General features: G+C 53.6%; 23 protein-coding genes and 1 tRNA gene. 19 read left to right on the top strand and 5 right to left on the bottom strand.

The window, feature by feature from the left end; all coding sequences use genetic code 11:
• Nucleotides 1-8: 8 nt before the first annotated feature.
• Nucleotides 9-82, bottom strand: a tRNA-Ile gene (locus AB7C91_RS09235).
• A 102-nt stretch (nt 83-184) separates the two neighbouring features.
• Here AB7C91_RS09235 and AB7C91_RS09230 point away from each other — a divergent pair.
• Nucleotides 185-1,300, top strand: a complete 1,116-nt coding sequence (locus AB7C91_RS09230) for a hypothetical protein (protein WP_428590834.1) — start codon at nt 185-187, stop codon at nt 1,298-1,300.
• A 96-nt stretch (nt 1,301-1,396) separates the two neighbouring features.
• Nucleotides 1,397-2,035, top strand: a complete 639-nt coding sequence (locus tag AB7C91_RS09225; protein ID WP_428590831.1) for an SEC-C metal-binding domain-containing protein — start codon at nt 1,397-1,399, stop codon at nt 2,033-2,035.
• Here AB7C91_RS09225 and AB7C91_RS09220 read toward each other — a convergent pair.
• On the bottom strand, nt 2,032-2,697 hold the full coding sequence (locus AB7C91_RS09220) for a septal ring lytic transglycosylase RlpA family protein (RefSeq protein WP_332446618.1): 666 nt from the start codon (nt 2,695-2,697) through the stop codon (nt 2,032-2,034). The two genes, AB7C91_RS09225 and AB7C91_RS09220, sit on opposite strands and share 4 nt — an antisense overlap.
• 81 nt (nt 2,698-2,778) lie before the next feature.
• Between AB7C91_RS09220 and lysS the strand changes: the two genes are divergently transcribed.
• Nucleotides 2,779-4,353: a lysine--tRNA ligase gene (gene lysS / locus AB7C91_RS09215; protein ID WP_332446619.1), complete on the top strand. Its 1,575-nt coding sequence runs from the start codon at nt 2,779-2,781 to the stop codon at nt 4,351-4,353.
• Nucleotides 4,354-4,444: 91 nt separating this feature from the next.
• Nucleotides 4,445-5,065, top strand: coding sequence for a flavodoxin family protein (locus tag AB7C91_RS09210; protein WP_428590827.1), 621 nt, complete (start codon nt 4,445-4,447; stop codon nt 5,063-5,065).
• On the opposite strand, the gene era is transcribed toward AB7C91_RS09210, so the two are convergent.
• Nucleotides 5,062-5,943, bottom strand: a complete 882-nt coding sequence (gene era / locus AB7C91_RS09205; protein WP_332446621.1) for a GTPase Era — start codon at nt 5,941-5,943, stop codon at nt 5,062-5,064. The two genes, AB7C91_RS09210 and era, sit on opposite strands and share 4 nt — an antisense overlap.
• A 141-nt stretch (nt 5,944-6,084) precedes the next feature.
• Between era and AB7C91_RS09200 the strand changes: the two genes are divergently transcribed.
• From AB7C91_RS09200 to AB7C91_RS09190, 3 genes are read left to right on the top strand one after another with little or no spacing between them, the layout of a single operon-like run.
• Entirely contained in the window at nt 6,085-6,660 is a 576-nt protein-coding gene (locus tag AB7C91_RS09200; RefSeq protein WP_332446622.1) for an ATP-dependent Clp protease proteolytic subunit, read from the top strand.
• Nucleotides 6,661-6,666: 6 nt separating this feature from the next.
• Nucleotides 6,667-8,895, top strand: coding sequence for an MFS transporter (locus AB7C91_RS09195; RefSeq protein ID WP_332446623.1), 2,229 nt, complete (start codon nt 6,667-6,669; stop codon nt 8,893-8,895).
• Nucleotides 8,896-8,942: 47 nt separating this feature from the next.
• Nucleotides 8,943-9,938 carry an endonuclease/exonuclease/phosphatase family protein gene (locus tag AB7C91_RS09190; protein WP_428590822.1) on the top strand — a complete coding sequence of 332 codons (996 nt, stop codon included), beginning with the start codon at nt 8,943-8,945 and terminating at the stop codon, nt 9,936-9,938.
• Here AB7C91_RS09190 and AB7C91_RS09185 read toward each other — a convergent pair whose 3' ends face one another.
• The gene (locus AB7C91_RS09185; protein ID WP_332446625.1) at nt 9,939-10,574 is read right to left on the bottom strand and encodes a redox-sensing transcriptional repressor Rex; all 636 of its coding nucleotides are present in this window, start codon (nt 10,572-10,574) and stop codon (nt 9,939-9,941) included.
• Nucleotides 10,575-10,752: 178 nt separating this feature from the next.
• Here AB7C91_RS09185 and AB7C91_RS09180 point away from each other — a divergent pair, with 178 nt between their 5' ends.
• The 12 genes from AB7C91_RS09180 to AB7C91_RS09125 all read left to right on the top strand — a co-directional run bounded on the left by AB7C91_RS09180 (nt 10,753) and on the right by AB7C91_RS09125 (nt 21,798).
• Nucleotides 10,753-11,226: an NAD(P)H-dependent oxidoreductase subunit E gene (locus AB7C91_RS09180; protein ID WP_332446626.1), complete on the top strand. Its 474-nt coding sequence runs from the start codon at nt 10,753-10,755 to the stop codon at nt 11,224-11,226.
• A gap of 20 nt (nt 11,227-11,246) precedes the next feature.
• Nucleotides 11,247-11,864, top strand: coding sequence for a sensor histidine kinase (locus AB7C91_RS09175; protein ID WP_332446627.1), 618 nt, complete (start codon nt 11,247-11,249; stop codon nt 11,862-11,864).
• 2 nt (nt 11,865-11,866) lie between these two features.
• Nucleotides 11,867-12,271 carry a (2Fe-2S) ferredoxin domain-containing protein gene (locus AB7C91_RS09170; RefSeq protein ID WP_332446628.1) on the top strand — a complete coding sequence of 135 codons (405 nt, stop codon included), beginning with the start codon at nt 11,867-11,869 and terminating at the stop codon, nt 12,269-12,271.
• Entirely contained in the window at nt 12,271-14,058 is a 1,788-nt protein-coding gene (locus AB7C91_RS09165; RefSeq protein ID WP_332446629.1) for an NADH-quinone oxidoreductase subunit NuoF, read from the top strand. The genes AB7C91_RS09170 and AB7C91_RS09165 overlap by 1 nt, the downstream gene beginning before the upstream one ends.
• 20 nt (nt 14,059-14,078) lie before the next feature.
• On the top strand, nt 14,079-15,827 hold the full coding sequence (locus AB7C91_RS09160; RefSeq protein ID WP_428590817.1) for an NADH-dependent [FeFe] hydrogenase, group A6: 1,749 nt from the start codon (nt 14,079-14,081) through the stop codon (nt 15,825-15,827).
• A gap of 330 nt (nt 15,828-16,157) precedes the next feature.
• The gene (locus AB7C91_RS09155; RefSeq protein ID WP_428590814.1) at nt 16,158-17,186 is read left to right on the top strand and encodes a molybdopterin-binding protein; all 1,029 of its coding nucleotides are present in this window, start codon (nt 16,158-16,160) and stop codon (nt 17,184-17,186) included.
• Nucleotides 17,186-17,659, top strand: coding sequence for a cyclic pyranopterin monophosphate synthase MoaC (moaC, locus tag AB7C91_RS09150; protein ID WP_332446632.1), 474 nt, complete (start codon nt 17,186-17,188; stop codon nt 17,657-17,659). Before AB7C91_RS09155 ends, moaC begins: the two co-directional genes overlap by 1 nt.
• Nucleotides 17,640-18,611: a GTP 3',8-cyclase MoaA gene (gene moaA / locus AB7C91_RS09145; RefSeq protein ID WP_332446633.1), complete on the top strand. Its 972-nt coding sequence runs from the start codon at nt 17,640-17,642 to the stop codon at nt 18,609-18,611. Before moaC ends, moaA begins: the two co-directional genes overlap by 20 nt.
• Before the next feature lie 5 nt (nt 18,612-18,616).
• Nucleotides 18,617-19,558, top strand: coding sequence for a molybdenum cofactor synthesis domain-containing protein (locus AB7C91_RS09140; RefSeq protein ID WP_332446634.1), 942 nt, complete (start codon nt 18,617-18,619; stop codon nt 19,556-19,558).
• A gap of 9 nt (nt 19,559-19,567) precedes the next feature.
• Nucleotides 19,568-20,338, top strand: a complete 771-nt coding sequence (gene modA / locus AB7C91_RS09135) for a molybdate ABC transporter substrate-binding protein (protein WP_428590809.1) — start codon at nt 19,568-19,570, stop codon at nt 20,336-20,338.
• 3 nt (nt 20,339-20,341) lie between these two features.
• On the top strand, nt 20,342-21,001 hold the full coding sequence (gene modB / locus AB7C91_RS09130) for a molybdate ABC transporter permease subunit (RefSeq protein WP_332446636.1): 660 nt from the start codon (nt 20,342-20,344) through the stop codon (nt 20,999-21,001).
• A complete protein-coding gene (locus AB7C91_RS09125; protein WP_332446637.1) occupies nt 20,998-21,798 on the top strand; it encodes a sulfate/molybdate ABC transporter ATP-binding protein in 801 nt (266 codons plus the stop codon). Before modB ends, AB7C91_RS09125 begins: the two co-directional genes overlap by 4 nt.
• On the opposite strand, the gene AB7C91_RS09120 is transcribed toward AB7C91_RS09125, so the two are convergent.
• Complete coding sequence (locus tag AB7C91_RS09120; protein WP_332446638.1) at nt 21,712-23,751, bottom strand: hypothetical protein; 2,040 nt, start codon at nt 23,749-23,751, stop codon at nt 21,712-21,714. The two genes, AB7C91_RS09125 and AB7C91_RS09120, sit on opposite strands and share 87 nt — an antisense overlap.
• Between the last annotated feature and the right edge of the window lie 71 nt (nt 23,752-23,822).

Raw genomic sequence — 23,822 nt, 5'->3', positions numbered from 1 at the left:
TAATTCTTTGGGCCCAGAAGGACTTGAACCTTCGACCCACGGATTATGAGTCCGATGCTCTAACCAACTGAGCTATAGGCCCTGGAGAATGTAAGTAATCTAAAGGATTTTCGGAAGAATGTAAAGAATCTTCACAAAGGCCATCCTGCCTATGTTAGTATACATGTGTTTAAAAGGATGGTGGATGAACAAAAAACGATACATAGTAGCCCTCTTGTTCCTTTTTGTTCCCATTTCGTTGTTCTCTGCATGGTCCTTCGTCTATGAAGGATGGTTGGGACATCCGCAGATTATCAGTGGTTTGGTCCCTACTGGAATCAGCGTCGGGGCCAGATCAAGTATGCCTTCCTTGTTCGCAGGTTGGGAAACCGATTTCTCTCTGATGGGGAAAACAGGGTATCACCAACGCATGCTCTGGCAGGACCCGTCCGACGGTTCCTATCCGGTGGCGACTCCCTTGGTCTATGACACGTTGCTTTTCGATTGGAAGCTTGCACTACGACAGTTTCTTGGTACTGAAAAGCATGCCAGTCTTTCCCTTGGGTATGCAGGTTCCTTTGAACGAGCCCTCGATCCCTTGGCTGAAGGCAGGACCCTTGAAAGCGGTTTGGTCACTTCTCCCGATACTTGGTTCTCCACCTATGGAGGCGACAACTTCTATGGAGCACTCTCCGGTATCGGCACCATCTTGTTTGCTGTTTTCTCCTATGACCGTTATATCGATACCAGAGTCATGACCGATGGCTATCAGACATCTCTCCTGCTGAAATTCGGTCCGCGACTTCTTAATACCAATGCGTCCTACCTCAGCGCAGAGGCCAGCGCACAATGGGCAAGGACCCTCTACACCAACCCTGAAGGCAAAGACAGGAACCTCTATTCCATTGTACTTGCCGACCGGATACTTGCATCGGCTGTTTACGGAAGTGCGATCCCTCCTTCGCTGAGTCAAACCACCTCGTTGGGCAGTATGGTACGAGGCTTCGAACCTTGGATGTATCCGATTGATCTTGCCCTTGCAAACCAAGCTGAAATCCGATTCAATGGACCGGAAAGTTTTGCAAAAGGTTGCTTCCCCCGTCTTGTACTGTTTTATGACAACGGTTTTGGACTGGGGAACGTCTACGGGACAAGCCAGAGCCTTTCCTCTGTGTTGGCAAGTGCCGGAGTGGCCTTTTCCTATTCCCTGTCTTACTATATGGATATCGGGTACCAAATGGCCTATCTGATTGCAGGCAACAACCCTGCCTTCCCTGCAAAAGTCATCATCGGACAATTGTCCGCCCATTTTCGATTCTAGGAGTGCACCTTGGCAAACCAACCGATACAAAATGTAGATCTGAGCAATGCACGTGTGTGTGCCAATCCGACGTGTACCTGTGGCATCGTTACGGTTATGCACGACGGAATGCAGGTCGACTTGGACACCAATACCAAACAATGTTCCTCCCATTCGATACAAATGAGTGCCGACCAGTGGGAAGCCGTACAAACGTTCTATCATGAGCAAAAACGCAATCTGACCGAACATATTACTGATTTTGCAGGTATCGAGTATGATTTTTCAAAATTGGATGTAACTGATGGAAATATCGCCTTCACTGAGATCTTCCCGTACTGCACGCCGTTTATCATACCGCACGGTCAGACTACGTACCTTATGGAAGACCAATACTGTATGAACCCTTCCTGCCACTGCAAGGAAGTGATACTCAGCTTTCATGAGATTGCAGGGAACAAAGCATTGGCCCCTGCTTATGTCTTCAACTACCATTACGACAAGAACCATTTCGAATCGTATCAGCCTGATGACCCCGTTGACCTGCAGTTTTTGGCATCCCTGCGCATCGCCATTCCCAACCTGGCTGAAATGTGTAAGAAACGCCATCGGGGACTTCGTGCCATGTATGAAGGCTATCAGGAGCGCCTCGCTGCAAAGAGGACGGTCAACCTTCCCGTACGCATTGGCCGCAATGACCCTTGCCCGTGCGGCAGTGGGAAAAAATATAAGAAATGCTGTGGTGCCTCACGTTAGCGGTAGGGATTTGCTTCGCTTTTCTTCAGGACGTTCTTCTCGCTGAACCCGAGGGCTGACAACGCCTTCATCGTCTTGTCCAGCTGATACGCGGGAATCCAGCGGATCGTCAGACGAACCGCTTTTGAGTCGGCAAGCTGCTCTGCATACGGTTTGAGTCCTGCATTCAACAGCCGGTCGTACTGTGCATAGGCGGTCAGCAACGAAGAGAAGGCTCCGACCTGGATCTGATACCAGCCGGTATCGCCTGCCCGGTTGTATTTCGACTCGGGAACTTCCGGTTCGAAGATCAACGTAAGGTCAACCGGGGCGATCCCGCTGTCAAACATGTCGATCTGTTTTGCGGAAGCCGGGCTCAGGTCGATGATCCTGCCGTCGACATACGGCCCTCGGTCGTTGATCCGTACATCCACGCTCTTTCCGTTGTTCTTGTTGGTGACCCGAACGATGGTCCCGAACTTCAGGCTTTTATGGGCGGCTGAAAGACTGGAAGGGTCGAATGTCTCCCCATTGGCCGTCAAGCTTTCGCTTTTGTCGCTGGTGTACCAGGAAGCAATGCCGGATTCAATGATGGAACCGGGCTGCAATGGCGCTTCCTCTGCAGAAAAGAGGAAGGGTATGGTAGCGGCAAGCAAAAGAAGGAACACCATCAATCGTTTCATGTGCATAAGTATACGCTCTCGCTCTTTGTTTTGGCAACCGGCAGTTGAACTGATAGATATGATTCACTATAATCATCGTTTATGAGCGAACAGAACGTATCTACACATTGGGCGGATATATACGCCGACAAGATCATTCGTGAGAAGGGAGAGAAAGAGGTCTATACCTGCGCCTCCGGCATTACCCCTTCTGGCACAGTACATATAGGAAACTTCCGGGAAATCATCTCGGTTGAGTTGGTGGTGCGAGCCCTGCGGGAAAAAGGCAAACAGGTTCGGTTCATCTATAGCTGGGACGACTATGATGTATTCCGGAAAGTCCCCAAGAACATGCCCAACCCTGAACTGTTGGCAACGTATCTGCGCAAGCCCATCACTTTGGTTCCCGATACCTCCGGTAGGGCGGAAAACTATGCACGGGCGAACGAGCTTGATGTGGAACGCATCCTGCCTACCGTAGGTGTGGAACCTGAATATCTCTACCAGGCCCAGCGGTATCGTTCCAGCCTCTATGCAGAGGGCATGCGCACCGCCTTGGAGCACAAGGATGAGATTCGTCACATCCTTGATGAGTTCAGAACCGAGCCGCTGGAAGAAGACTGGTGGCCCATTTCGGTTTTCTCCAACTTCACCGACAAGGACACCACGACCGTCCTGGATTGGGATGGGGAGTGGAAGATTACCTACCGCGATGATGAAACCCAGCAGACCGAGACCGTCGATCTACGCACCACCAGCTGCGCCAAGCTTCCCTGGAGATTGGACTGGCCGATGCGTTGGGCACGTGAAGGGGTGGATTTCGAACCGGCGGGCAAAGACCACCACAGCGAGGGCGGCAGCTTCGATACCTCCAAAAAAATGGTGAAGGTGTTCGGAGCCGAGGCTCCGGTATCCTTCCAGTATGACTTCATCAGCATCAAGGGACGGGGCGGTAAGATCTCTTCGTCAAGCGGGGAAGTCATCTCCCTGTACGACGTGCTTGAGGTCTATACCCCGGAAATTACCCGGTTCATGTTCGCCGGCACCCGCCCGAACACCGAGTTCGCCATTTCCTTCGACTTGGATGTATTGAAGATTTATGAAGACTACGACACCTGCGAGCGAATCTACTTCGGGCTGCAGGAGGTGAATGAGAAGCGCAAGGCTAAGGAAAAGCGCATTTATGAGTTGAGCCAGGTCGGTTCGGTTCCCACCGAGCCGAGCTACCAGATTCCGTTCAGACATCTGTGCAACTTGCTCCAGCTGCATGAAGGGGATATCGAGCGGGCCATCTCCACGCTCGGGCAGATGAGTGACAGCCAGAAGGACCGTCTCCGGACCCGATGCAAGTGCGCCTGGAACTGGATTACGACCTTCGCCCCTGAAGACTTCAAGTACCGACTTACCAATGACAACGATCCCTTGGTGGAACTGGATGACGTGCAAAGGAAAGCCGTGCATGACCTGTACCAGGTCGTCGAGGTGATGGATCAGCTGGAGGACAAGGAATACACCACCCGTCTCTATGACGCCGCCAAGCTCAATGGTCTGGATACCGGAGATTTCTTCAAGCTCGTGTACACCATCATGATCGGGAAGGATCGCGGACCCAAGCTTGGACCCTTCCTGCAGACTTGCGGAAAGGAAAAGGTATTGGGCATCCTCGGACGTTACTAGCATGTCAATCGCAATGGTGCAGGGAGCTTCGGCTCCCTGTATTCGTTGAGAGTCCATTCAGAGAACATTCAATTTCACAGGAGGCATTTCCATGCATGTTTTGATGATCAACACCAGTCCCCACCAGAAGGGGTGCACCAACCGAGCCCTTGAGGAAGTGGCTGCTTCCTTGGCGAAACAGGGAGTTGACAGTGAGATCCTCTGGATCGGCAAGGAAGCTCTGCACGGATGTACCGATTGCCGGTATTGTTATAAAAACGAAGTATGTGTCTTTACAGACGACAAGCTCAATGAGGCGGCGGCGAAGGCAAAAGCTGCCGATGCCTTGATTCTCGGTGCCCCGGTGCACTATGCAAGCATCGCAGGGGCGGGGAGTGCATTCTTCGACCGTCTGTTTCGTGTGATCTCCAAGCAGATGGCCCTCAAGCCGGGTGCCGGTGTTGTTTCCTGCCGCAGAGGTGGGGCAAGCGCCTCGTTCGATCAGTTGAACAAGTATTTTACGATCAGCCAGATGCCGATCGTTTCCTCGACCTACTGGAATTCGGTGCATGGCAACAGCGTTGCCGAGGTTGAGCAGGACCTTGAGGGACTGCAGGTCATGCGGAACCTGGGAAGCAACCTTGCCTGGCTGCTCAAATGCATTGAGGCCGGCAAGGATGTGGTAATTCGGCCGGAAGCTGAACGTCAGTACGTCACCAATTTCATTCGCTAGCGCAGGATTCTGTCCAACACAATGGAATTGTTGCGCCATTTGTCCTGGGCTTTCACCCGAAGGTCCAGGCGTAGTTTTTTCTTGGGGAAGATCTGACGGATTTCAGGCTCCGCTTGTTTGCGTATCTTGGCTATGTTCGCTCCGCCTTTGCCTACCACGATGCCTTTCTGGGTTTCCCGTTCCACAATGATGAACGCACGCACCCAGACGGTGTTGGCCGGTTCATCGTATTCGATGTCGGCAATCTCAACGTAGATGGCATGGGGAAGTTCCTCGGTGACGAGATTGATCGCCTTCTCGCGAAGTATCTCGCTGATGCGGAACTCAAGATTCTGGTCGGTATAGGCATCCTCAGGGTAGAGCAGTTCGCCCTCTGGGGCGAATTTGAAAAGCTCGATCAAAATTTCATCCACCCCTTCATCCAGTTTGCCAGAAGCGGTGAGCACTGTCCTATCGGGAAGCACCTGCTCCAGGAAAGCCTTTGCTTCCTCTGTTTCCTTTACCGTAAGAATGTCTGCTTTGTTGATGACGCAGATTACCGGAGTCTTCAGTTTGGAAACATGGGATGCAAGAGTCATCTCCTCCTCACCGGCACTCCGTTTGGCATCAAGCAGGTAGAGCACGACATCTGACTCCTCAAGGCTCTTCAACGCCGTTTCCTGCAGGCGTTTGTTCATGGTTTTCTCACTGAGATGGAAGCCCGGGGTGTCGGTGAAGATCAACTGTCCCCGACTGTCGGTATAGATGCCCCGGATGGCGTTTCTCGTCGTCTGGGGAGTGGCTGCGGTAATGGATACCTTCATCTCACATATCGTATTGAGCAGGGTGCTTTTCCCTGCGGAAGGGCGGCCGATGATGGCAACCGTGGCACATTTCATAGGTGGTTCTCCTCTCTCCGGTTCAGTATATCGTGGCATGAGTTGCCTGCCTACCAATGCATGTCCCTTTTCAAGCATCCCCTTATCCCGTATACTTGGGATGGCGTTTTTCGTCAAAACCCTATTGGAGAGAGGCTTTTCATGCCACAAGAAGAAGAAAAGAAGCCTGCAGTGCAGGATCCACAGATACAAGACAAACTGCTCAAGACCCGTTCCATCCTCCTTTCCGGAGAAATCGACAAGGAAAGTGCAGAGTCCGTCATCAAACAGATGCTCGTCCTGGAAGGCGAAAACTCTGAACCGATCAAGTTGTTCATCAACAGCCCCGGCGGCGATGTCGACGCCGGCTACGCCATCTATGATATGGCCCGCTTCATCTCTGCTCCGGTCTATATGATCGGAATGGGCCTGGTTGCGAGCGCCGCAGCATTGGTGCTGCTTGCCGTTCCCCGCGAACGCAGAATAGCTCTTCCCAACTCCACCTATCTCATCCACCAGCCCATGAGCGGAATGAAAGGGGTGGCCAGCGACATAGAAATCCATGCCCAGCACCTTGAGAAGTTGCGGATCAAATTGGACAACCTCATTGCCAAGGAAACCGGAAAGAGCATTGAGGACGTGCGCCTCGACACCGAACGGGACCATTGGCTGACTTCTGAGGAAGCCCGTTCCTATGGATTGGTCAGTAGGATCATCACCCAAAGGAGTGAGCTGTAGCACGTCATGCCCAAGACAAAATATCTCAGTGATGCAGAGAAGAAGTTTGGAAGGAAGCATATGTACCGGGAGGAAATGTACAACGGTGTTGCCTACAGCCTCCTCGGCGATACAATCGTCTATCTGCTGGCGATCTACTTCGGTGCTGGGAACATTGCCTTGGGCTACATTTCCTCGGCCAGTTATATAGCTGGCATCGTACTTCCCTTCGTCCCTCAGATGTTCCATGGTCGAAACCAGATCAAGGTACAGGCAATGGCCTGGCTGATGCGTGGGGTGGTTTGTTTTCTCTACCTTGGACTATTCATCGTCACCGGGACCTGGGCGGTCCTGCTCCTCTTGGTCGTCTATACCCTGTTCAACATCTTCCGTATGATCGGCATTGCGCTCAATGACTCAACTCTCAAGAGCTTGAGCAGTGCGTCAAACCAAGGCAAGGTCGTCGCTGCCGTCAATACCGCTTACCAAAGCTCTTCCATCGTCGTCCGTTGCCTCACTGCATTGGTCTTGGGTATCCAACAGTTCACCGGATTGGTAGGTATGGTGGGATTGCAGATCGTAGGGGCCCTGGTAAACTTCCTGGCAGCCCACGAAATGTCGCTCATCCCCTCCCGCAACACCATCCTCCACAAAAAGGGGAGGACCGTCGTTGTCTTGTTCAAGGAGGCGATGCAACAGAGTGCGTTCCGTCGTCGTCTGGTTCTTCGTTGGCTTTCAACCGCCGTGGCGGTCATCTTCGGTCTCACCACACCGTTCCTTCGTCTTGAGCTCGGGCTTTCGAGCTCTATGGTCGTCATCTACTCCGTGGTCCTCGGCCTCTCGATCATCGCGGCAAGTTATGTAAGCAAGCAATTCTCAGATCGTCTGGGTTCCCGTCCTCTGGTTTTTTTCGCCACCCTGTTTTCTTTGTTTTTCTTCATGGTTTGGGTTTTGGTCACCCGTTCCGTCTCACCGATTTGGTTTTACATACTTGGGTTTCTCACCAATTTCTTCGTAGGACTCATCAGTCTTTTGACCTTCCGTTTGGTAACTCAGGTCATGCCGGACGACGAGATGGTCGCCTTCAACTCAATGGTCAATTTCGTCATCGCAATCATCGCCTTCGCTGTTGGTATCGTCAGTGGTTTGCTGGCAAACCAAGGAGAGGTGGCTCGTTCCCTCTTCGTTCTTGAGGGAAAAGCAGCAGGAAACGGGTACACCCTGGTATTCCTGTTTGCCATGGTCTTGACCGCCATCGAGGCCTTGGTGGCGACCAGATTGCAGGAATTGGGGGCGTATTCCTCCCAGGAGGCGGCACAGGTCATTTTTTCCATGCATGGACTGCGTGCGGTTTCCATGATCGAGAAACTGGAGCGGACCAGCGATCCAGCCAAACGGCGGTTTCTGATGTTCTCCCTCGGAGAGAATCTGAACAACATGGCAACCAGCGAACTGAGGCAGATTTTGGCAAGTCCCTTCTCCCCTGACAAGGCCGAAGCGGTCAGGGCGCTTGCCGACCGTCCCCGCAAATCATTGTTGGATGATCTGATTACCGTCGCCCGTGACGATGACTCCTATGTGCAACTCGAGGCCATTGCGGCCTTGGGCTCCTACCGCAAGGAAGAACGGGCCAAGGATGCCCTTCTGCAGCTCATGCTCCACGGCCGGTGGTCCTCGGTCCGGTCGATGGCAAGCAAATCGCTTGCCCGAATAACCGAGAGTACCGAATACCTTCCATTGGTCAACGAGCTCAGTCACAGCGCAAAACATATCGACGAGATCATCGATTATTTGATCGCCAAGCGCTTTATGGACAAGGAAGGCACGTTCTACCAGGAATTCTTCCTCTCCGTCGAGCAGGGCAGAAGCGCCACCTTCCGGCAGACCCGGTATGCGGTCATCGCTTCCTTCCTCAAGTTCGGCTCGCCCCGACTTGCCCAGTTGTATGAGCATATGAACCTCGGCTATCCACGGGATTTCCTTTCTTCCTTCCTGGCCGAAGCCAGGGATTTGAACCAGATCGACCTGAATTATGATTCCATCCTTGCCTATTTCAACCATCACCAATGGGAGAACCTGCGGTATTTCTGCATGGAAATCCTCGAATCATGCGACGTATCGTATGATCCCTGTTTTGAAAATTTGAAGAAGGGGTTGCTCAAGGCGAAAGAAATGGATATCGGTCTCTTTGACATCCAGGATGCCCTGGCCCTGTTGTATTTCAGTTATTCATTGGGGAAAAACTCGAGAGGTTGAAGCACGAAGCCGCTTGGTGCGCCTTGTAGGGCATGAGAGTCTTGTATGTGCTGCTCTGTGTTTTTCTGTTGTTCGGTTGCAGCTGTGATTTGGCTGAAACAGACCCGAAAACGTTTCGGGTCCTGTCCTATAACGTGCAATCACTGTTTGACGCCCGGCTTGACGGTGATGAATATCCGGAATACCAAGATCCCAAGGTCTGGACGCACTCTGCCTACCGCCAGCGTCTGAAAGCTCTGGCAACCGTATTGCTCGACCCTGCATTGACGTTGCCCGACATCCTGTTCCTGCAGGAGGTCGAGGGGCAGCAGGTCATTGAAGATCTGCTGACCTATCATCTTGCCCGAAAAGGGTACCGTTGGTATGCCGTGGCCAAAGGTGACGGGCAGTCGATTGCCGTAGCGGTGGTCAGCCGTCATCCTCTTTCCGGCACCTTGGTCCACGGAACTGCAGGGATTCGACCCGTTCTTGAGGTCGTGGTCGAAACCGATAGAGGCCCCTTGGTGTTCTTTACCCTGCATGCAAAGAGCCAAATCGGTGAATTGGCACAGACCGAGGCCCTGCGCCTTGCCTTGTCGGCAACGCTGAAGGAAGCGGTCAAGGCCCATGCCGGAAGGCCCGTCATGCTATGCGGGGACTTCAACGAGGATCCTGATGCCATATGGGAAGCCGATGGGATGCAGACCGCCTTGGTCGATCAGACGCACAGCAAGGCCCAGGCCTATGAAAGACTGGGCTCCTTGGTGGTGGGAGGGGATTCCCAGGCTCTTGGCCCGCTTGGTTGGTATTCTCCCTATTTGGATCAGAAGAGAACCTTTTCGGTACCGGGAAGCTGCAACTGGGATGGAACCTGGCACCAATACGACCAGATCTTGGGGAATCGGATGCTGTTCGACGGTATGGGCTGGGAGTTCTTTGACTTCAGAATCAAAGACCTACCATCCTGCCTGGATGCGGACGGTAGGCCCAACGGATGGAATCTTGCCACCCTCAGCGGTCTCAGTGATCATTTACCGGTCTTGCTGACGCTCAAACGAAGATGATCAGGTGTTTTTCGGGAACTTCAGTTCATAGAAGATTTGTTCCAGTTCCAGCGCAATGTTAATGTTGTGTACCACCGGCATCCGGCCATCCTCAAGCTTCTGCGACTTGAGCGTGATCGGGCTGAAGTTCAGAATTCCCATGACTCCGGCCTTTACCAGGCGCTCGTAGCTGTCGGCGGCTGCCTGCTCGGGGACGGTGATGATGCCTGCTGTTACATCCAAAGCCTCGACCACTTCATCAATGCGGCTGATCGGATAGATCGGAACGGGATGGGAGGCGTCGCTGTATACCAAGGGATCGCTGTCAAAACCAGCGACAATGCGGATACCGTCCGGTTCGAAGCCGTTGTAGTGCATCAACGCTTTTCCGATTCTTCCACACCCAATGATGATGCAGTTCTGGCTGTCACCCTTTCCCAGAATCTCGCCCAGAGCCGTCAACAGCTCGTGGATTTCATATCCACCCCGCTTCTGTCCGTGGATTCCCAACTGGGAAAAGTCTTTGCGTACGATTGCAGCGGAAACGCCGGCTGCATCGGCTAGGTTATGTGCAAAGACTTTCTCAAGTCCGATGGTCTTGAGACGATTAAGGGATCGATAGTAGCGAGTGATTCGTATCAGCTGATCGTTGTTCATGATAGTAACTCCTATTTATGTGAAATAATGTACATTAATAATGAAAAATGGTCAATATATTGTGATAAAATTACGAGTCTTGTAGACAAAAATCTGTTTTAGGTAAATAATGTTATGTACAAGACCCCCGGAAAAGTGATAGGATACGCCCAACGTTAATTTGGGTACTGGAGGTTACATGTCGGACACAAACGGAATCACGTTCTCACCCGAACTGGTGGCATTCATCAAAGAATGGAAAACCAAGCCGGGTAATCTCATCATGGTGCTCCACAAGGTACAGGAGGAAGTCGGCTACATTTCCCGTGAAGCTGCGGATGCCGTCGCTTCCATGCTTGATGTACCGCTTGCCACCATTTGGGGTGTCGTCTCGTTCTATCACTTCTTCAAGCTGACCAAGCCGGGTAAGCACAACATCCAGGTATGTCTGGGTACTGCCTGCTATCTGAAAGGCGGTCAGTCAATTATCGACGAGTTGGACAAGCAATTGCATCTGCCGGTCGGAGCCGTCACTGACGATGGAGCTTTCTCCTTGGAGGCGGTTCGGTGCGTCGGTTGCTGTGGACTCGCACCGGTCATGACCGTCGGTGGAGAGGTTTTCGGCAAGGTCACCAAAGACCAGGTCGCCGGAATCATCGCAAAGTTCAGCTAGAGAGCAAAGGCGCTCAGCGTATGCATATCTGCATCGGCGACTTTTTGTTGGACATCGTCCAGAACTCCTTTGAGGCAAACAGTACGAAGGTAGGGTTGACGATCAGGCAGACCGAGCAATGGTTCGACTGTTTGGTACAGGACAACGGAAAGGGAATGGATGCAGAGGTTCAGAAGCGGGTACTTGACCCGTTCTATACGGACGGCGAGAAGCACGCAAAGCGGAAGGTAGGCTTGGGATTGCCCTTTCTGGTACAGGCTTGTGAAGCCTGCGAGGGGAGGTTCTCCCTCCACTCCGAGGTAGGTAGCGGAACTGAGGTTGCGTTTTCCTTCAACCTCCAGCATGTGGATGCCCCTCCGATCGGAGATCTGGTTTCAACCTTCGTCCTGCTGCTTTCCCACCCATCTGCCAAGCAATTGGTGATTAAGCGCAGTCTGGAGACTGCAAAGGGTACGGGAGACTACACGCTGGACAAAGAGGAGCTCGAGGATATCCTGGGGGGCTTGGAAACCGCTGGTGAACTGAACCTTTTGAGGCAGTACATCGCAAGTGGAGAACAGGAGCTCATGCAGTACTACCAAGAAGCTTTCCTGCATACCGATGAGCACATGAAGTTTTCAAAACAACAGGAGAGGTGAAGATGCCTAAAATGACACTAGAGGAACTGAGACAGCTCAGGGAACAGAAACAGAACGAGATGCACAAGCGTGCGATCGAAGGAAAGGACGCCCGCATCGTCGTCGGCATGGGAACCTGCGGAATCGCCGCCGGTGCCAAGCCGGTGCTGGATGCCTTTCTCCAGATTCTGGATGAGAAGCACATCGAGAACGTCTCGGTCACCCAGACCGGATGCATGGGTCTATGCTATGTGGAACCGACCATCGAAGTCATCGTTCCCGGCATGCCCGATGTGATTTATGGAAACGTGGATGTGGCTACCGCCCGCAAGATCGTCGAGCAGCACATCATGGCAAAGCAGTTGGTGACCGACCATATGTTCGATCGTCCGGCAGCTGACATCATCAAGAAGGACGGGGGTAAATAATGGCGTTCAGAAACTATATTCTGGTCTGCGGAGGCACTGCTTGTGAGTCGAGCCGTTCCGACCAGATTTACCGGAACCTGATAGAGGAATGCAAGGCACAGGGGATCGCCGATGAGGTGCAGGTCGTCAAGACCGGCTGTTTCGGCTTCTGTGAACAAGGCCCGATCGTCAAGATCCTCCCTGAGGACTCATTTTATGTAAAGGTGAAGCCCGAGGATGCCAAGGAATTGATCGCTGAGCACGTGATCAAGGGGCGCGAGGTCACCCGCCTGCTCTACGACAAGGAGTCGAGCCACAAGCACGCCAAGGTGGAGGACATCAAATTCTACCAGAAACAGTTCCGCATCGTATTGCGCAACTGTGGTTTCATCGATCCGGAGAACATTGACGAATATATCGCGCGTGAAGGATACCAGGCCTTGGAAAAGGCGTTGTTCGAGATGTCCGGCGAGGACATAATCGAGGAGCTGAAGACCGCAGGGCTCCGTGGCCGCGGCGGTGCCGGTTTCCCGACTTGGATGAAGTGGAACTTCTCCCGACAGGCGGCGAACGACACAAAATATGTCGTCTGCAATGCAGACGAAGGCGATCCGGGTGCCTACATGGACCGTTCCACCCTGGAAGGTGATCCGCACTCGGTTCTGGAAGCCATGACCATCTGCGGCAAGGCGATCGGAGCAAACCGGGGATTCATTTACATCCGTGCAGAATATCCATTGGCCATCCATCGGTTGGAAATCGCCATGAAACAGGCCCGTGAATACGGTCTGCTCGGCACCAACATCCTGGGAAGCGGCTTCGATTTCGATATCGAGATCCGCCTCGGCGCCGGTGCGTTCGTCTGTGGTGAGGAAACCGCTCTTCTGCAGTCCATTGAAGGCAAACGCGGTATGCCCCAACCCCGTCCGCCGTTCCCGGCCGTTAAAGGCTTGTGGGGAAAACCGACGGTGATCAACAACGTCGAAACCTGGGCGAATGTCCCGGTCATCATCACCAAGGGCGGCAACTGGTTCAACAAGATCGGTACTTCCGACAGCAAGGGAACGAAAGTCTTCGCCCTCACCGGCAAGATCCGCAACTCCGGTTTGGTCGAAGTCCCGATGGGAACCACCCTGCGCGAGATCATCTATGATATCGGCGGTGGCATCGCCAATGACAAGAAATTCAAGGCGGTGCAGACCGGTGGTCCTTCCGGCGGCGTCATCACCGAGGAGAATCTCGATACCCCGATTGATTTCGGTTCCTTGATCCGCATCGGTTCGATGATGGGAAGCGGCGGTATGATCGTCATGGACGAGGATGACTGCATCGTCGACGTGGCCAAGTTCTACCTGAACTTCTCCGTCGATGAATCCTGCGGAAAGTGTGCACCCTGTAGAATCGGTGGAAGATCCTTGTGCAACATCCTGGAGAAAATCACCGCCGGCAACGGCACCCTCAAGGATTTGGATACCCTGCAGACCATCGGCGAGGCAATGCGAAAGGGTAGTCTCTGTGCACTCGGCCAGACGACCCCCAACCCGGTGCTTTCCACCGTCAAGCACTTCAAGGAAGAGTATATGGCTCACATCCTTGACAAGAAGTGCCCCAGCGGTACCTGTAAGAAGTTGATCTCCTATTCGATCAATGCAGAGAAGTGCATCGGTTGTACGGCATGCGCACGCAAGTGCCCGGTCGCTGCAATCTCCGGCGAACGGAAACAGGTCCACATCATTGACCAGTCGGTCTGTATCAAGTGTGGCGTCTGTATGGAAACCTGCAAGTTCGGCGCCGTCGAAATCCACTAGGATCAGTGAGGAGGAATCAATTGAGTATCGTACATGTGAAAATAAATGGAATCCCTGTGGAAGTCGAAGAGGGAACCAGTGTTCTGAATGCCGCGAAGAAGGCCGGGGTGCGTATACCCACCCTGTGCTACCACGATGACCTCAAGCCGTTCGGCTCCTGCGGCCTTTGCATCGTCAAGCAGGAAGGAAGTGCGAAGATCATCCGCGCTTGTGCTGCTCCGGTGAATGAAGGCCTGAGCGTCATCACCAATGACAATGAGTTGTTCCAGGTTCGCAAGACCATCTTGGAAATGATTCTCAGCACCCACCCGTCAAGCTGCCTGTCCTGCATCCGCAACGGTGAATGCGAATTGCAGAACATCGCTGCTGAATTCGGTCTGCGCGAACAGCCCTTCGAAGTCCGCCTCAGCGATGCAGAACCGGATACTTCCTCGGCTTCCATCGTGCTGGATCCGCAGAAGTGCATCAAGTGCGGACGCTGCGTACAGGTCTGCCAAGACCTGCAGGGTGTGTTCGCCCTGGAGTTCATCGGGCGTGGCGACGGGACCTGCATGGCACCGGCTGCCATGCTGAAGCTGGATGACAGCCCTTGTGTACGCTGTGGCCAGTGTGCAGCCCATTGTCCGGTTGGAGCCATCTACGAGAAGGATGAAATCGCTGATTTCAGAGCGGCTGCCGCCGATCCTGAAAAGCAGGTGGTTGTCCAGATTGCGCCTTCGATCCGTGTAGGATTGTCCGAATCCTTCGGGCTTCCCGCTGGAACAGTCACCACCAAGAAGATTTATGCGGCGATCCGCAGACTGGGCGCCATGGCGGTACATGACACGAATTTCGGTGCTGACCTTACCATCATGGAAGAAGGAACCGAATTGGTGCATCGTCTGACCAACGGTGGTGCGCTTCCCCAGCTTACCTCCTGCTGTCCTGCCTGGGTGGACTACGTAGAGAAGTACTACCCGGACCTCTTGGATCATGTCTCGAGTGCCAAGAGCCCGATGCAGATGGTAGGTGCCATTGAAAAGACCTTCTATGCCAAGAAGATGGGTATCGACCCGGCAAAGTTGTTCACCGTTGCCATCATGCCTTGTACAGCCAAGAAGTATGAGTCGGACCGCGACGAGCACATGCATGCCAGCGGTTTCAGGGACGTTGATCTCGTATTGACCACCCGTGAATTCGCCCGCTTGATCAAGAGTTCAGGCATTGATTTCCTCAAGCTTGAGGAAGAGGAAGCCGACAGTCCGATCGGGGAATACTCCGGTGCCGGTACCATCTTCGGTGCCACCGGTGGTGTTATGGAGGCTGCGGTACGCACCGCCTACCATCTGGTGACCGGTGATGAGCTGCAGGATGTCGAGGTTGCTTCCGTCCGCGGTCTGACCGAGATCAAGAAAGGCAGCGTAGATTTTGCCGGAACCAAGGTCCGGGTGGCCGTCATTCATGGACTCTCCCATGCCAAGGAAGTCATGGACGAGATCCGCGCAGCCAAGGCTGCCGGGGAACAGGCCCCCTATGAGTTTATCGAGATCATGGCCTGCCGTGGTGGTTGTATTGCCGGAGGCGGCCAACCCTATGGCGCCAATGACATCCTGCGTGAGGAACGTTCAGCCGGTCTGTATGCAGATGACAAACAGAGTCACGTTCGTTGTTCACACCAGAATGCCTCCATCCAGCAACTTTACGAGGAATTCCTCGATAAGCCGCTGAGTGAGACAGCCCATCATCTTCTTCACACCAGCTATCAGGGTATCCCTGTTTACAAGGCCTGATGGTTGGCCAGTATCCCATGTGCCCGGCCCCCGACAGGCCGGGCCTTCTTGTCTTTAGGCAGTGCGATGGTGCTGCAGTCCGTTTCTCCTTGGAAAAACGAGACATCTTTTGCCCTGAAAGATCGTTCCTTGCTTGACCATCAGCATTTGCAAGCTGAACGTGCATAGCGGTTTCCCGCAATTTTTCATACCCTATCTCAGAAATTCCCAAATTTTTCTTGACAAGAGAGAGGAATCCTCCGTACACTCATTATGTTTTTGAAAACATAATGGCAGCTGGATGCTTGTTGTATTTGCTCATCAACTGCCAAATACGTACCAGGAATACTCATGAAACTGATAAGAACCGAAGACGCTGTAGGACAGGTGATTTGCCATGATATGACGCAGATCATCGTAGGAGTGACCAAGGATGCACGATTCCGCAAAGGTCACATCATTACAGAAGAGGATGTTCCCGTACTCCTTTCCATGGGGAAGGAACATGTGTATGCCCTTTCTCTGGAAGCAGGTATGGTGCATGAGGATGATGCAGTCAAGACGCTGGTGAACGCCTGTAGGAATGATCACATGCGGGAGAGTCCCGTCAAGGAAGGCAAGGTGGAATTGAAAGCCACCAGATCAGGGGTGTTGGAAATCGATACCGAGCGGTTGTTTCGCATCAACAGCCTCGGTGAGGTCATGATCGCAACCCAGGCAAACCATACCGTTGTCAAACCGGGTGACAAGCTGGCTGGGATGCGCATCATTCCCTTGGCCATATCCCAAACCCAGCTGGATATGGTTGCCTCCATTGCCGGAACAAAGGACCCGATCCTATCGATCCACCCCTTCAAGGTCAAGGACTGTACGATCCTGGTGACCGGGAACGAAGTCCAGAAAGGCCTCATCGAGGATACCTTCTCAAAGGTGGTCGAAGACAAGCTTGCTGCATTCGGGGTTTCCGTCAATGCGGTGATCAAGACCGGCGATGATCAGGCGGCTATCACCGATGCAATCAAAAAGGCTAAGGCCGGCGGTTCTTCTCTCATCGTCTGTACCGGAGGCATGAGTGTGGACCCTGATGACCGGACACCGGCAGCCATCAAGGCCAGCGGTGCCCGCTTGGTCAGCTACGGTGCTCCGGTACTTCCGGGAGCCATGTTCCTGGTATCCTATCTGGATGATACTCCGGTGCTCGGTCTGCCGGGATGCGTCATGTATGCAAAACGGACCATATTGGATCTACTGCTTCCCCGCTTGCTTGCAGGAATTGTACTGCAGGCATCTGATATCGCCCGATTGGGCAATGGTGGGCTGTGCATGGACTGTCCGGTCTGTCACTTCCCCAATTGTTCTTTTGGCAAAGGGGGATATTGATGCGTGCATTCACCCATCTTGATGCACAGGGAAACGCACGTATGGTCGATGTTTCACAGAAACCCGATACCAAACGCATCGCCGTTGCCTCGGGCAGGATCTTTCTTTCTGCCGAGGCGTTTGCCTTGCTGTGCAACCAGGCCATACCGAAAGGGGATGTGTTCGCCTCTGCACGCATTGCAGGCATTATGGCGACCAAGCAGACGTCATCCCTGATTCCTCTCTGTCACCCGATATCGCTGACCCGTGCCGCTATAGAGTGCATCGCCCACCAAGAAGAGCGTTCAGTCGAGGTGGTATGTACGACTGAGACCGTTGGGAAGACCGGCGTAGAGATGGAGGCCCTCACCGGGGCGACGGTGGCGCTATTGACCATCTACGACATGTGCAAGGCTTTCGATCGAAGCATGCACCTTGAGGCGGTTCGCCTCGTACTGAAGGATGGAGGAGCGAGTGGCCGCTATACAGCGTGAAACCTCCAAGTTACAGGACGAGCAGGGAAGGACACTGGATTATCTTCGGCTTTCGATTACCGATCGATGCAACTTCAACTGCCTGTACTGCGGGAAGGTGAAACCGAAGCAGCAATTGTCCGATGAGCAGTTGGTTCGCCTCGCCACCTTGTTCGGAACCCATGGGTTTTCCACGCTGCGCCTGACCGGTGGGGAGCCGTTGCTCAGATCCTCGGTGACAGAGCTAGTCTCTTCACTTTCCGAGCATCTGCCTTCGGTCCATCTGACCATGTCCACCAACGGCTATCTGCTTGCTCCTCTGGCGAACATCTTGCAGGAGGGTGGATTGGGAAGCGTCAACATCAGCCTTGATGCAACCGATCCTGCCTTGTTCGCCTCCTTGAGTGGGGGATTCAAGGTCAAGACAGTATTGGAAGGCATCGAGCGGGCCTTGGAGGTGGGTTTGCGGGTGAAGCTCAACTGCGTGTTGCTGCGCGCGGTGCATACCCGGCAGATCACCCAACTCATGGAGTTGGCAAAACGATGGCAGCTTCCGCTTCGCTTCATTGAACTGATGCCCATCGGACAAGGATGCAGCCAGAACGGGGTTTCCTCCGCTGAGGTACAGGCGTTTCTGGCCGGGACCTATGCAAAGGAAATCACGAGTAGACATGCATTTGGAAAAGGTCCTGCCGTCTACCAGCGGTATAGTGGGGTGGATGTGGGGTTCATCAGCGCCATTACCGATTGCTTTTGTAGTCGTTGCAACCGCCTCCGGTTCACCAGTGGCGGTACGTTGATCGGATGCATGTACCAACAAACGGGCTTGGATCTGCTTCCGTATCTGGAGAACGGGGCGGATGATCAAACGATCTGGCAACAGATCGAAGCCTTTGCCTACAGAAAACCGCTCTCCCATCAGTTTGACAAAGCGCGGATCGACACCAGTTCGCTTGCCGCGATCGGAGGATGAACCACATGATTGAAGGAACGGTGAAAGCCGTATGCACCAGTGAGAAAAAAGGTACGGCGAAGCAACCTCGGCAAAAAGCGGTCTTTCGTCCTGCCTGGGGTATAGAAGGAGATGCGCATGCCGGTGCATGGCATCGGCAGGTCAGTTTGCTTTCCTTTGACAAAGTCCAGGCGTTCCGACAGGAAGGAGCAGAAGTCGTTGACGGAGATTTCGGGGAAAACCTGCTTGTTTCCGGCATAGATTTCCGTTCGCTTGCAGTTGGTTCCCTCTGCTGCTCGGGTGAGGTGGTGCTCAGGATCTCCCAGATCGGCAAGGAATGCCATCATGGATGCCTGATTTTCCAACGGATGGGCCATTGCATCATGCCGCGTGAGGGGGTGTTCGCAACGGTATTGCACGGTGGAACGATCGAGGTCGGCATGCCGATGCAGGTCTATGAGGAATACCGGGCATACATCCTGTGCAGCAGTGACCGGAGTTTTGCCAATCTACGGGAGGATGCCGGTACCCCGTTGTTGAAAAAAAGGCTGGAAGCAGCCGGATTTTCCGTAGTCGGGACTGCATTGCTTCCAGATGATCGCTCCCGCTTGGCCCAAGCTATGGCCGAGGTATGCGATTCCTATCAAGCTGACATATTGGTGACCACCGGCGGTACCGGACTTTCATTGCGTGACGTCACTCCTGAAGCCACGCTTGACATCGCCCATCGTCAGGTCCCCGGATTGGCGGAATTGATGCGCTCGCGTTGTCTGGCGATCACCGAGCGAGCCGCCTTGAGCCGCGGCGTGTGCGCAACACGGAATCAGACCTTGATCGTGAATCTTCCCGGTAGCCCCAAGGCGGCAGTGGAGAACCTCGAGGCGTTGCTTCCTGTTCTTGACCATGGACTTTCGATGCTGGAGGGAAGAAGCGGCGATTGTGCGGAAACCTTCCAAACCACCAAATAGGAGTATGATATGAGAAAACGAATGGTAATCGGGATTCTGCTTTTCAGCCTGTCCGCCGTTTTGTTCGCCCAAGGTACAGCTGAACCAAAATCCGTAGAACTGCTGGTCAGTGCGGCGGCAAGCACCACCGACTGTATGCAGGAATTGGGCACGCTCTTTGCAGAGAAGAACACTGGGGTGGATGTAGTATTCAACTTTGGTTCGTCTGGGGCGTTACAGCAGCAGATCGAGCAAGGGGCGCCGGTGGATGTGTTTCTTTCGGCAGGACAGAAACAAATGAAAGCATTGGTTGACAAACATTTGATGGATGATGTCACCGTGCGCGACTTGCTGGAAAACAAGGTGGTCCTCATCACTCAGCTAGGATCCCCTACACTTTCTTCATTCAATGATTTGACTCAGCAAGAGATTGTCAGGATCGGGGTGGGGGATCCAAAATCGGTTCCCGCCGGCCAATATGCCCGGCAGGTTTTCGATGCCCTGGGTCTGAGCGAACAGCTATCCTCAAAGTTCGTCTATGCCAAGGATGTACGTGAAGTGCTTTCCTGGGTGGAGACGGGTAATGTTGATGCAGGGGTGGTATATGAGACCGACAGCAAGATCTCTGAAAAGGTGCAGGTCGATGCATATGCCCCCGAGGGGACGCATACGCCGGTTACCTACCCGGTAGGGGTGCTGAAGGACGGCAAACATGCTGCGCTGGCTCGCTCATTTGTGGAGTTCCTGTTTACCGACGAGGCAAAATCGGTCTTTGCTTCATACGGTTTTACGGTCCTGTAGCCTATGATCGACTTCTCTCCTCTCTTCATTTCCCTTCGTGCTGCACTGCTCTCCAGCTGTTTTGTATTTGTGTTCGGTACACTCTTCGCCCGCTTCTTTCTCAGCTGCAATGGCAGGTTTGCATCGTTTGTGGACACGCTCTGCACCCTGCCGATGGTGCTTCCCCCCACGGTTCTGGGATTTTTCCTGTTGGTGTTGTTCGGGAGGAACGGTCCGTTTTCCTTTTTTTGGGATCTGACGGGAGGAGGCATCGTTTTCACGTGGTATGCAACGGTGCTTGCGGCATTCGTCGTCTCCTTCCCCCTCATGTATCGGAGTGCACGCGGGGCATTCGAGCAGGTTGATGTCCAGTTGCTTTGGGCTGCACGAACTTTGGGAATGCGTGAATGGGAAGTCTTTCTGAAGGTCATGCTGCCCAATGCCCGGCCGGGTATCCTTGCCGGGCTTTCCTTGAGCTTCGCCCGTTCGCTCGGAGAATTCGGCGCAACGTTGATGATCGCTGGAAATATCCCGGGCAGGACCCAAACCATCCCGATGGCCATTTATTTCGCCACTGCCGGCGGCGATATGCACACCGCTTGGATCTGGGTAGGGATCATGTTGGGAACTTCCTTTCTTTCCTTGGGGATCGCGTCCTATCTGAATGCGGGAAGAAGCGTATGAGCCTGGATGTCAAATTGCACGTGCATATGCATACAAAGCACGCTTCACAGGATTTCTCCCTCAATGTTGCCTTCACGGTGGAGCAGGGGGAAGTGCTCGGCCTGCTCGGGCCCTCGGGATGCGGGAAAAGCATTACGCTCAAGTGCATCGCCGGCATCATCCAACCGGACGAAGGCAGGGTGTATCTGGAAAAACGTGTTCTCACCGACACCAAGCAGGGAATCCTTGTTCCCCCGCGCCTCAGGAAGGTCGGATACCTGTTTCCCTCGTATGCCCTGTTTCCTCACATGCAGGTGTTGCAGAATGTGAAAAGCGGGATACGAAGAAAGGAAGGGGAAATGCACCGCGCTTGGACAAGGCGGTCCGACCAGAGTGCCGCTTGGTATCTTCAGCTTCTGCACATCGAGGAGCTTGCCGCTCGATATCCGCATCAATTGTCCGGTGGACAACAGCAACGGGTGGCGCTCGCCCGATTACTTGCATCCGAACCGGAGGCGATATTGCTGGATGAACCCTTCTCTGCATTGGATGCTTCGCTGAAGCAGGAAATCGAGACGGACCTGAAGGCAGCCTTGAAATGCTGCAACCGCCCGGTCATCCTTGTTTCCCATGATCCTGAGGAAGTAAGACGGTACTGTAATCGCCGAGTACACCTTGAGGCGGGTCGTATGATGGAGAACGGGGAGCCTTTCGACCCCCGTTCCGATGATTCAAGGAATTTGGAAGAGAAGCAGCGAATCGTTGGCCGAGGAGACCACCACCAGATGATCGAGTTTGGGAGAGACCGCCATCTGTGACGGCAGGTAGTCTCCTAACTCTGTTGTGGAGCCATAGGCCAACGCATAGGAGGGCGATGTTGCGGTGAAGGTGGTGAGGTTCCTGCTGCCACCGCTGAGGATGTACAGCGAATTCCCCGTCACATTGCGTTCGATCTGTATGATATCCTGCATACTTCCCACACCATCCAGGTCGGTGGTGAAGACTTCCTGTTGCGTCCATGTCGAACCAACCCGTTCAAACCGCCCGACATCGTCATCGGTGGCATACAACAGATTGTCGTCATTGAGGAAGGCGACTGAATCGATATTGTTGATGTACGGTGTATCGGCCGGGGTGAATTTCACCGGATTGGCGAAGAGAGCACCCATACTGTCTTTGTTGCAGATTCTCAGCAGACCGGTCGAGGATTCCACGACCGCAGCATCCTTTCCTCCTGGTGCGATTGCAAGGCCGTCGAACGGTTCAGTCGATGGTGGGAACCACATTACATACGCATCGCATACCGCATCGGATGCGTTGTTTGCGTACAGGTTGGTCTCCACGATGTTCGGCTTGTCCCCTGCGAGCCCGTAGAGGATTCCACTCATCCTGTCCAGGCTCAGATCGGTCAGGTAGGGGAAGGAAAGCGACGGGTAGTACGTGCTTGAACGGTCGAACAACTTGGTCAACGAGGAGGTTGCCAAATCGTATTGGTATATCGTCAATCCCGGTTTCACCGAATCGGCGATAGCTACCCGATAGGTGGCATTGTCTACGTACACATCGGTGATACCCGAGGCATTGAACCCATCGAGATTGGTATAGGTGTGCATGACTTCCAACGTTTCTCGGACAATTCTGCAGACTTGGATCGTCTGGTGTGCGTTGCTGGCCAGCAGGATCTTTCCATCAGGAAGGAATGCCACCTGTGCATCGCTTCCGATTGACAAGCCGTTGGTAGTGTCCGCTACCGTACTGACCAGAACCGGGATGCCCGGTTGCCCTGAGACAGTGGCTTGGAAAGAGATGCTGGCCGAACCGGAACTAGCCAAGCGTGCTCCTTTGGCTATGACATCCAACCGGTGCGACCCGCTGGAAGGGGTGAAGGTGCAGCTCAATCCGCTTCCAAGGAGTTGGCCATCCAGATACCAGTCTACTGAGAGCGACTGCGTATCCTCCACGTTGTTTGCCGTCAAGGTGGCGGTTGTGCTTTGCAAGGCTTCCACCGTCTCGCTGATCCCGCTGATGGTGCATTGGACGGGGACCCCGAGATTGTCCACCAGCGTCAGATTGGTCGGAATGCTGGCATATTTGTCCAGATTCAAGGTGATGGTACCCTCGGTGGTCTTGTTGCTTACCACCCGGATGATCTCAGCGCAACCGGCCACCGCCACTGATCCACTGTACAGCTGCGCCTGCAGCAGATAGGAACCTGCCGTATAGGTTCCCGTATAGGTCACCATACCTTGTCCCAGATTATTGGTCGTTGGGGTCAGGGGGGTCTTGACACCCTGATCGTCGGTAAGAAAGAGATCAAGTACTGGATCGGCAATTTTGGTGGAATCCCATCCAAGGTGCACGGTCATGATGCCTTCCCCGCTCAAGGTGTTGAGTTCCAGGACGGCTTCGGTCAATTCACTGGTCAGATTGACCGTTGTGCTTCCTTCCACCAAATCCAGTCCTTGGTTGTTTTGTCCGACGGCGCGAAGGTTCCAGTTTCCGATCAACAGTCCCTCCACTTCCACCTGATCGGTGGTGGATATGACGCTGAACGTCGATCCTTGCGGTCCATCACCCTCAACCGCATAACGCGACACTTCCAGGACAGTGTCTTGCGGGAGCAGCGAGCGGTCAAGCGTTTCGCTTCGCTCCATGCTCAACTGCAAGGTCGAGCGGTTGTTTGCACTCTGTTCCTTGCATCCCCCTGCCAGGACAAGAAAGCAGAAGAGGGGGATTAAAAACCAACGTGAACGTCGTATGTGTCTGTTCATTCTAGCCTCCACAGAGCAAGAGGTGTTGTCCTTCTCTTTGCTTCACGCCGTTTCTTTGGTACATTGCTTAC

Origin of the sequence: Sphaerochaeta sp., from assembly GCF_050256055.1 — a bacterium.
In the GTDB taxonomy this organism is placed as follows: domain Bacteria; phylum Spirochaetota; class Spirochaetia; order Sphaerochaetales; family Sphaerochaetaceae; genus Sphaerochaeta.
Note: the sequence above shows the minus strand (reverse complement) of the source record. Positions and strands in the feature narration are given on the sequence as shown.

Excerpts from the sequence above, each read along its gene's own strand:
- AB7C91_RS09230 (WP_428590834.1), top strand. The coding sequence starts at position 185 with ATGAACAAAAAACGATACATAGTAGCCCTCTTGTTCCTTTTTGTTCCC.
- AB7C91_RS09225 (WP_428590831.1), top strand. The coding sequence starts at position 1,397 with ATGCACGACGGAATGCAGGTCGACTTGGACACCAATACCAAACAATGT.
- AB7C91_RS09220 (WP_332446618.1), bottom strand. The coding sequence starts at position 2,697 with ATGAAACGATTGATGGTGTTCCTTCTTTTGCTTGCCGCTACCATACCC.
- lysS (WP_332446619.1), top strand. The coding sequence starts at position 2,779 with ATGAGCGAACAGAACGTATCTACACATTGGGCGGATATATACGCCGAC.
- AB7C91_RS09210 (WP_428590827.1), top strand. The coding sequence starts at position 4,445 with ATGCATGTTTTGATGATCAACACCAGTCCCCACCAGAAGGGGTGCACC.
- era (WP_332446621.1), bottom strand. The coding sequence starts at position 5,943 with ATGAAATGTGCCACGGTTGCCATCATCGGCCGCCCTTCCGCAGGGAAA.
- AB7C91_RS09200 (WP_332446622.1), top strand. The coding sequence starts at position 6,085 with ATGCCACAAGAAGAAGAAAAGAAGCCTGCAGTGCAGGATCCACAGATA.
- AB7C91_RS09195 (WP_332446623.1), top strand. The coding sequence starts at position 6,667 with ATGCCCAAGACAAAATATCTCAGTGATGCAGAGAAGAAGTTTGGAAGG.
- AB7C91_RS09185 (WP_332446625.1), bottom strand. The coding sequence starts at position 10,574 with ATGAACAACGATCAGCTGATACGAATCACTCGCTACTATCGATCCCTT.
- AB7C91_RS09180 (WP_332446626.1), top strand. The coding sequence starts at position 10,753 with ATGTCGGACACAAACGGAATCACGTTCTCACCCGAACTGGTGGCATTC.
- AB7C91_RS09175 (WP_332446627.1), top strand. The coding sequence starts at position 11,247 with ATGCATATCTGCATCGGCGACTTTTTGTTGGACATCGTCCAGAACTCC.
- AB7C91_RS09170 (WP_332446628.1), top strand. The coding sequence starts at position 11,867 with ATGCCTAAAATGACACTAGAGGAACTGAGACAGCTCAGGGAACAGAAA.
- AB7C91_RS09165 (WP_332446629.1), top strand. The coding sequence starts at position 12,271 with ATGGCGTTCAGAAACTATATTCTGGTCTGCGGAGGCACTGCTTGTGAG.
- AB7C91_RS09155 (WP_428590814.1), top strand. The coding sequence starts at position 16,158 with ATGAAACTGATAAGAACCGAAGACGCTGTAGGACAGGTGATTTGCCAT.
- moaC (WP_332446632.1), top strand. The coding sequence starts at position 17,186 with ATGCGTGCATTCACCCATCTTGATGCACAGGGAAACGCACGTATGGTC.
- AB7C91_RS09140 (WP_332446634.1), top strand. The coding sequence starts at position 18,617 with ATGATTGAAGGAACGGTGAAAGCCGTATGCACCAGTGAGAAAAAAGGT.
- modA (WP_428590809.1), top strand. The coding sequence starts at position 19,568 with ATGAGAAAACGAATGGTAATCGGGATTCTGCTTTTCAGCCTGTCCGCC.
- modB (WP_332446636.1), top strand. The coding sequence starts at position 20,342 with ATGATCGACTTCTCTCCTCTCTTCATTTCCCTTCGTGCTGCACTGCTC.
- AB7C91_RS09125 (WP_332446637.1), top strand. The coding sequence starts at position 20,998 with ATGAGCCTGGATGTCAAATTGCACGTGCATATGCATACAAAGCACGCT.
- AB7C91_RS09120 (WP_332446638.1), bottom strand. The coding sequence starts at position 23,751 with ATGAACAGACACATACGACGTTCACGTTGGTTTTTAATCCCCCTCTTC.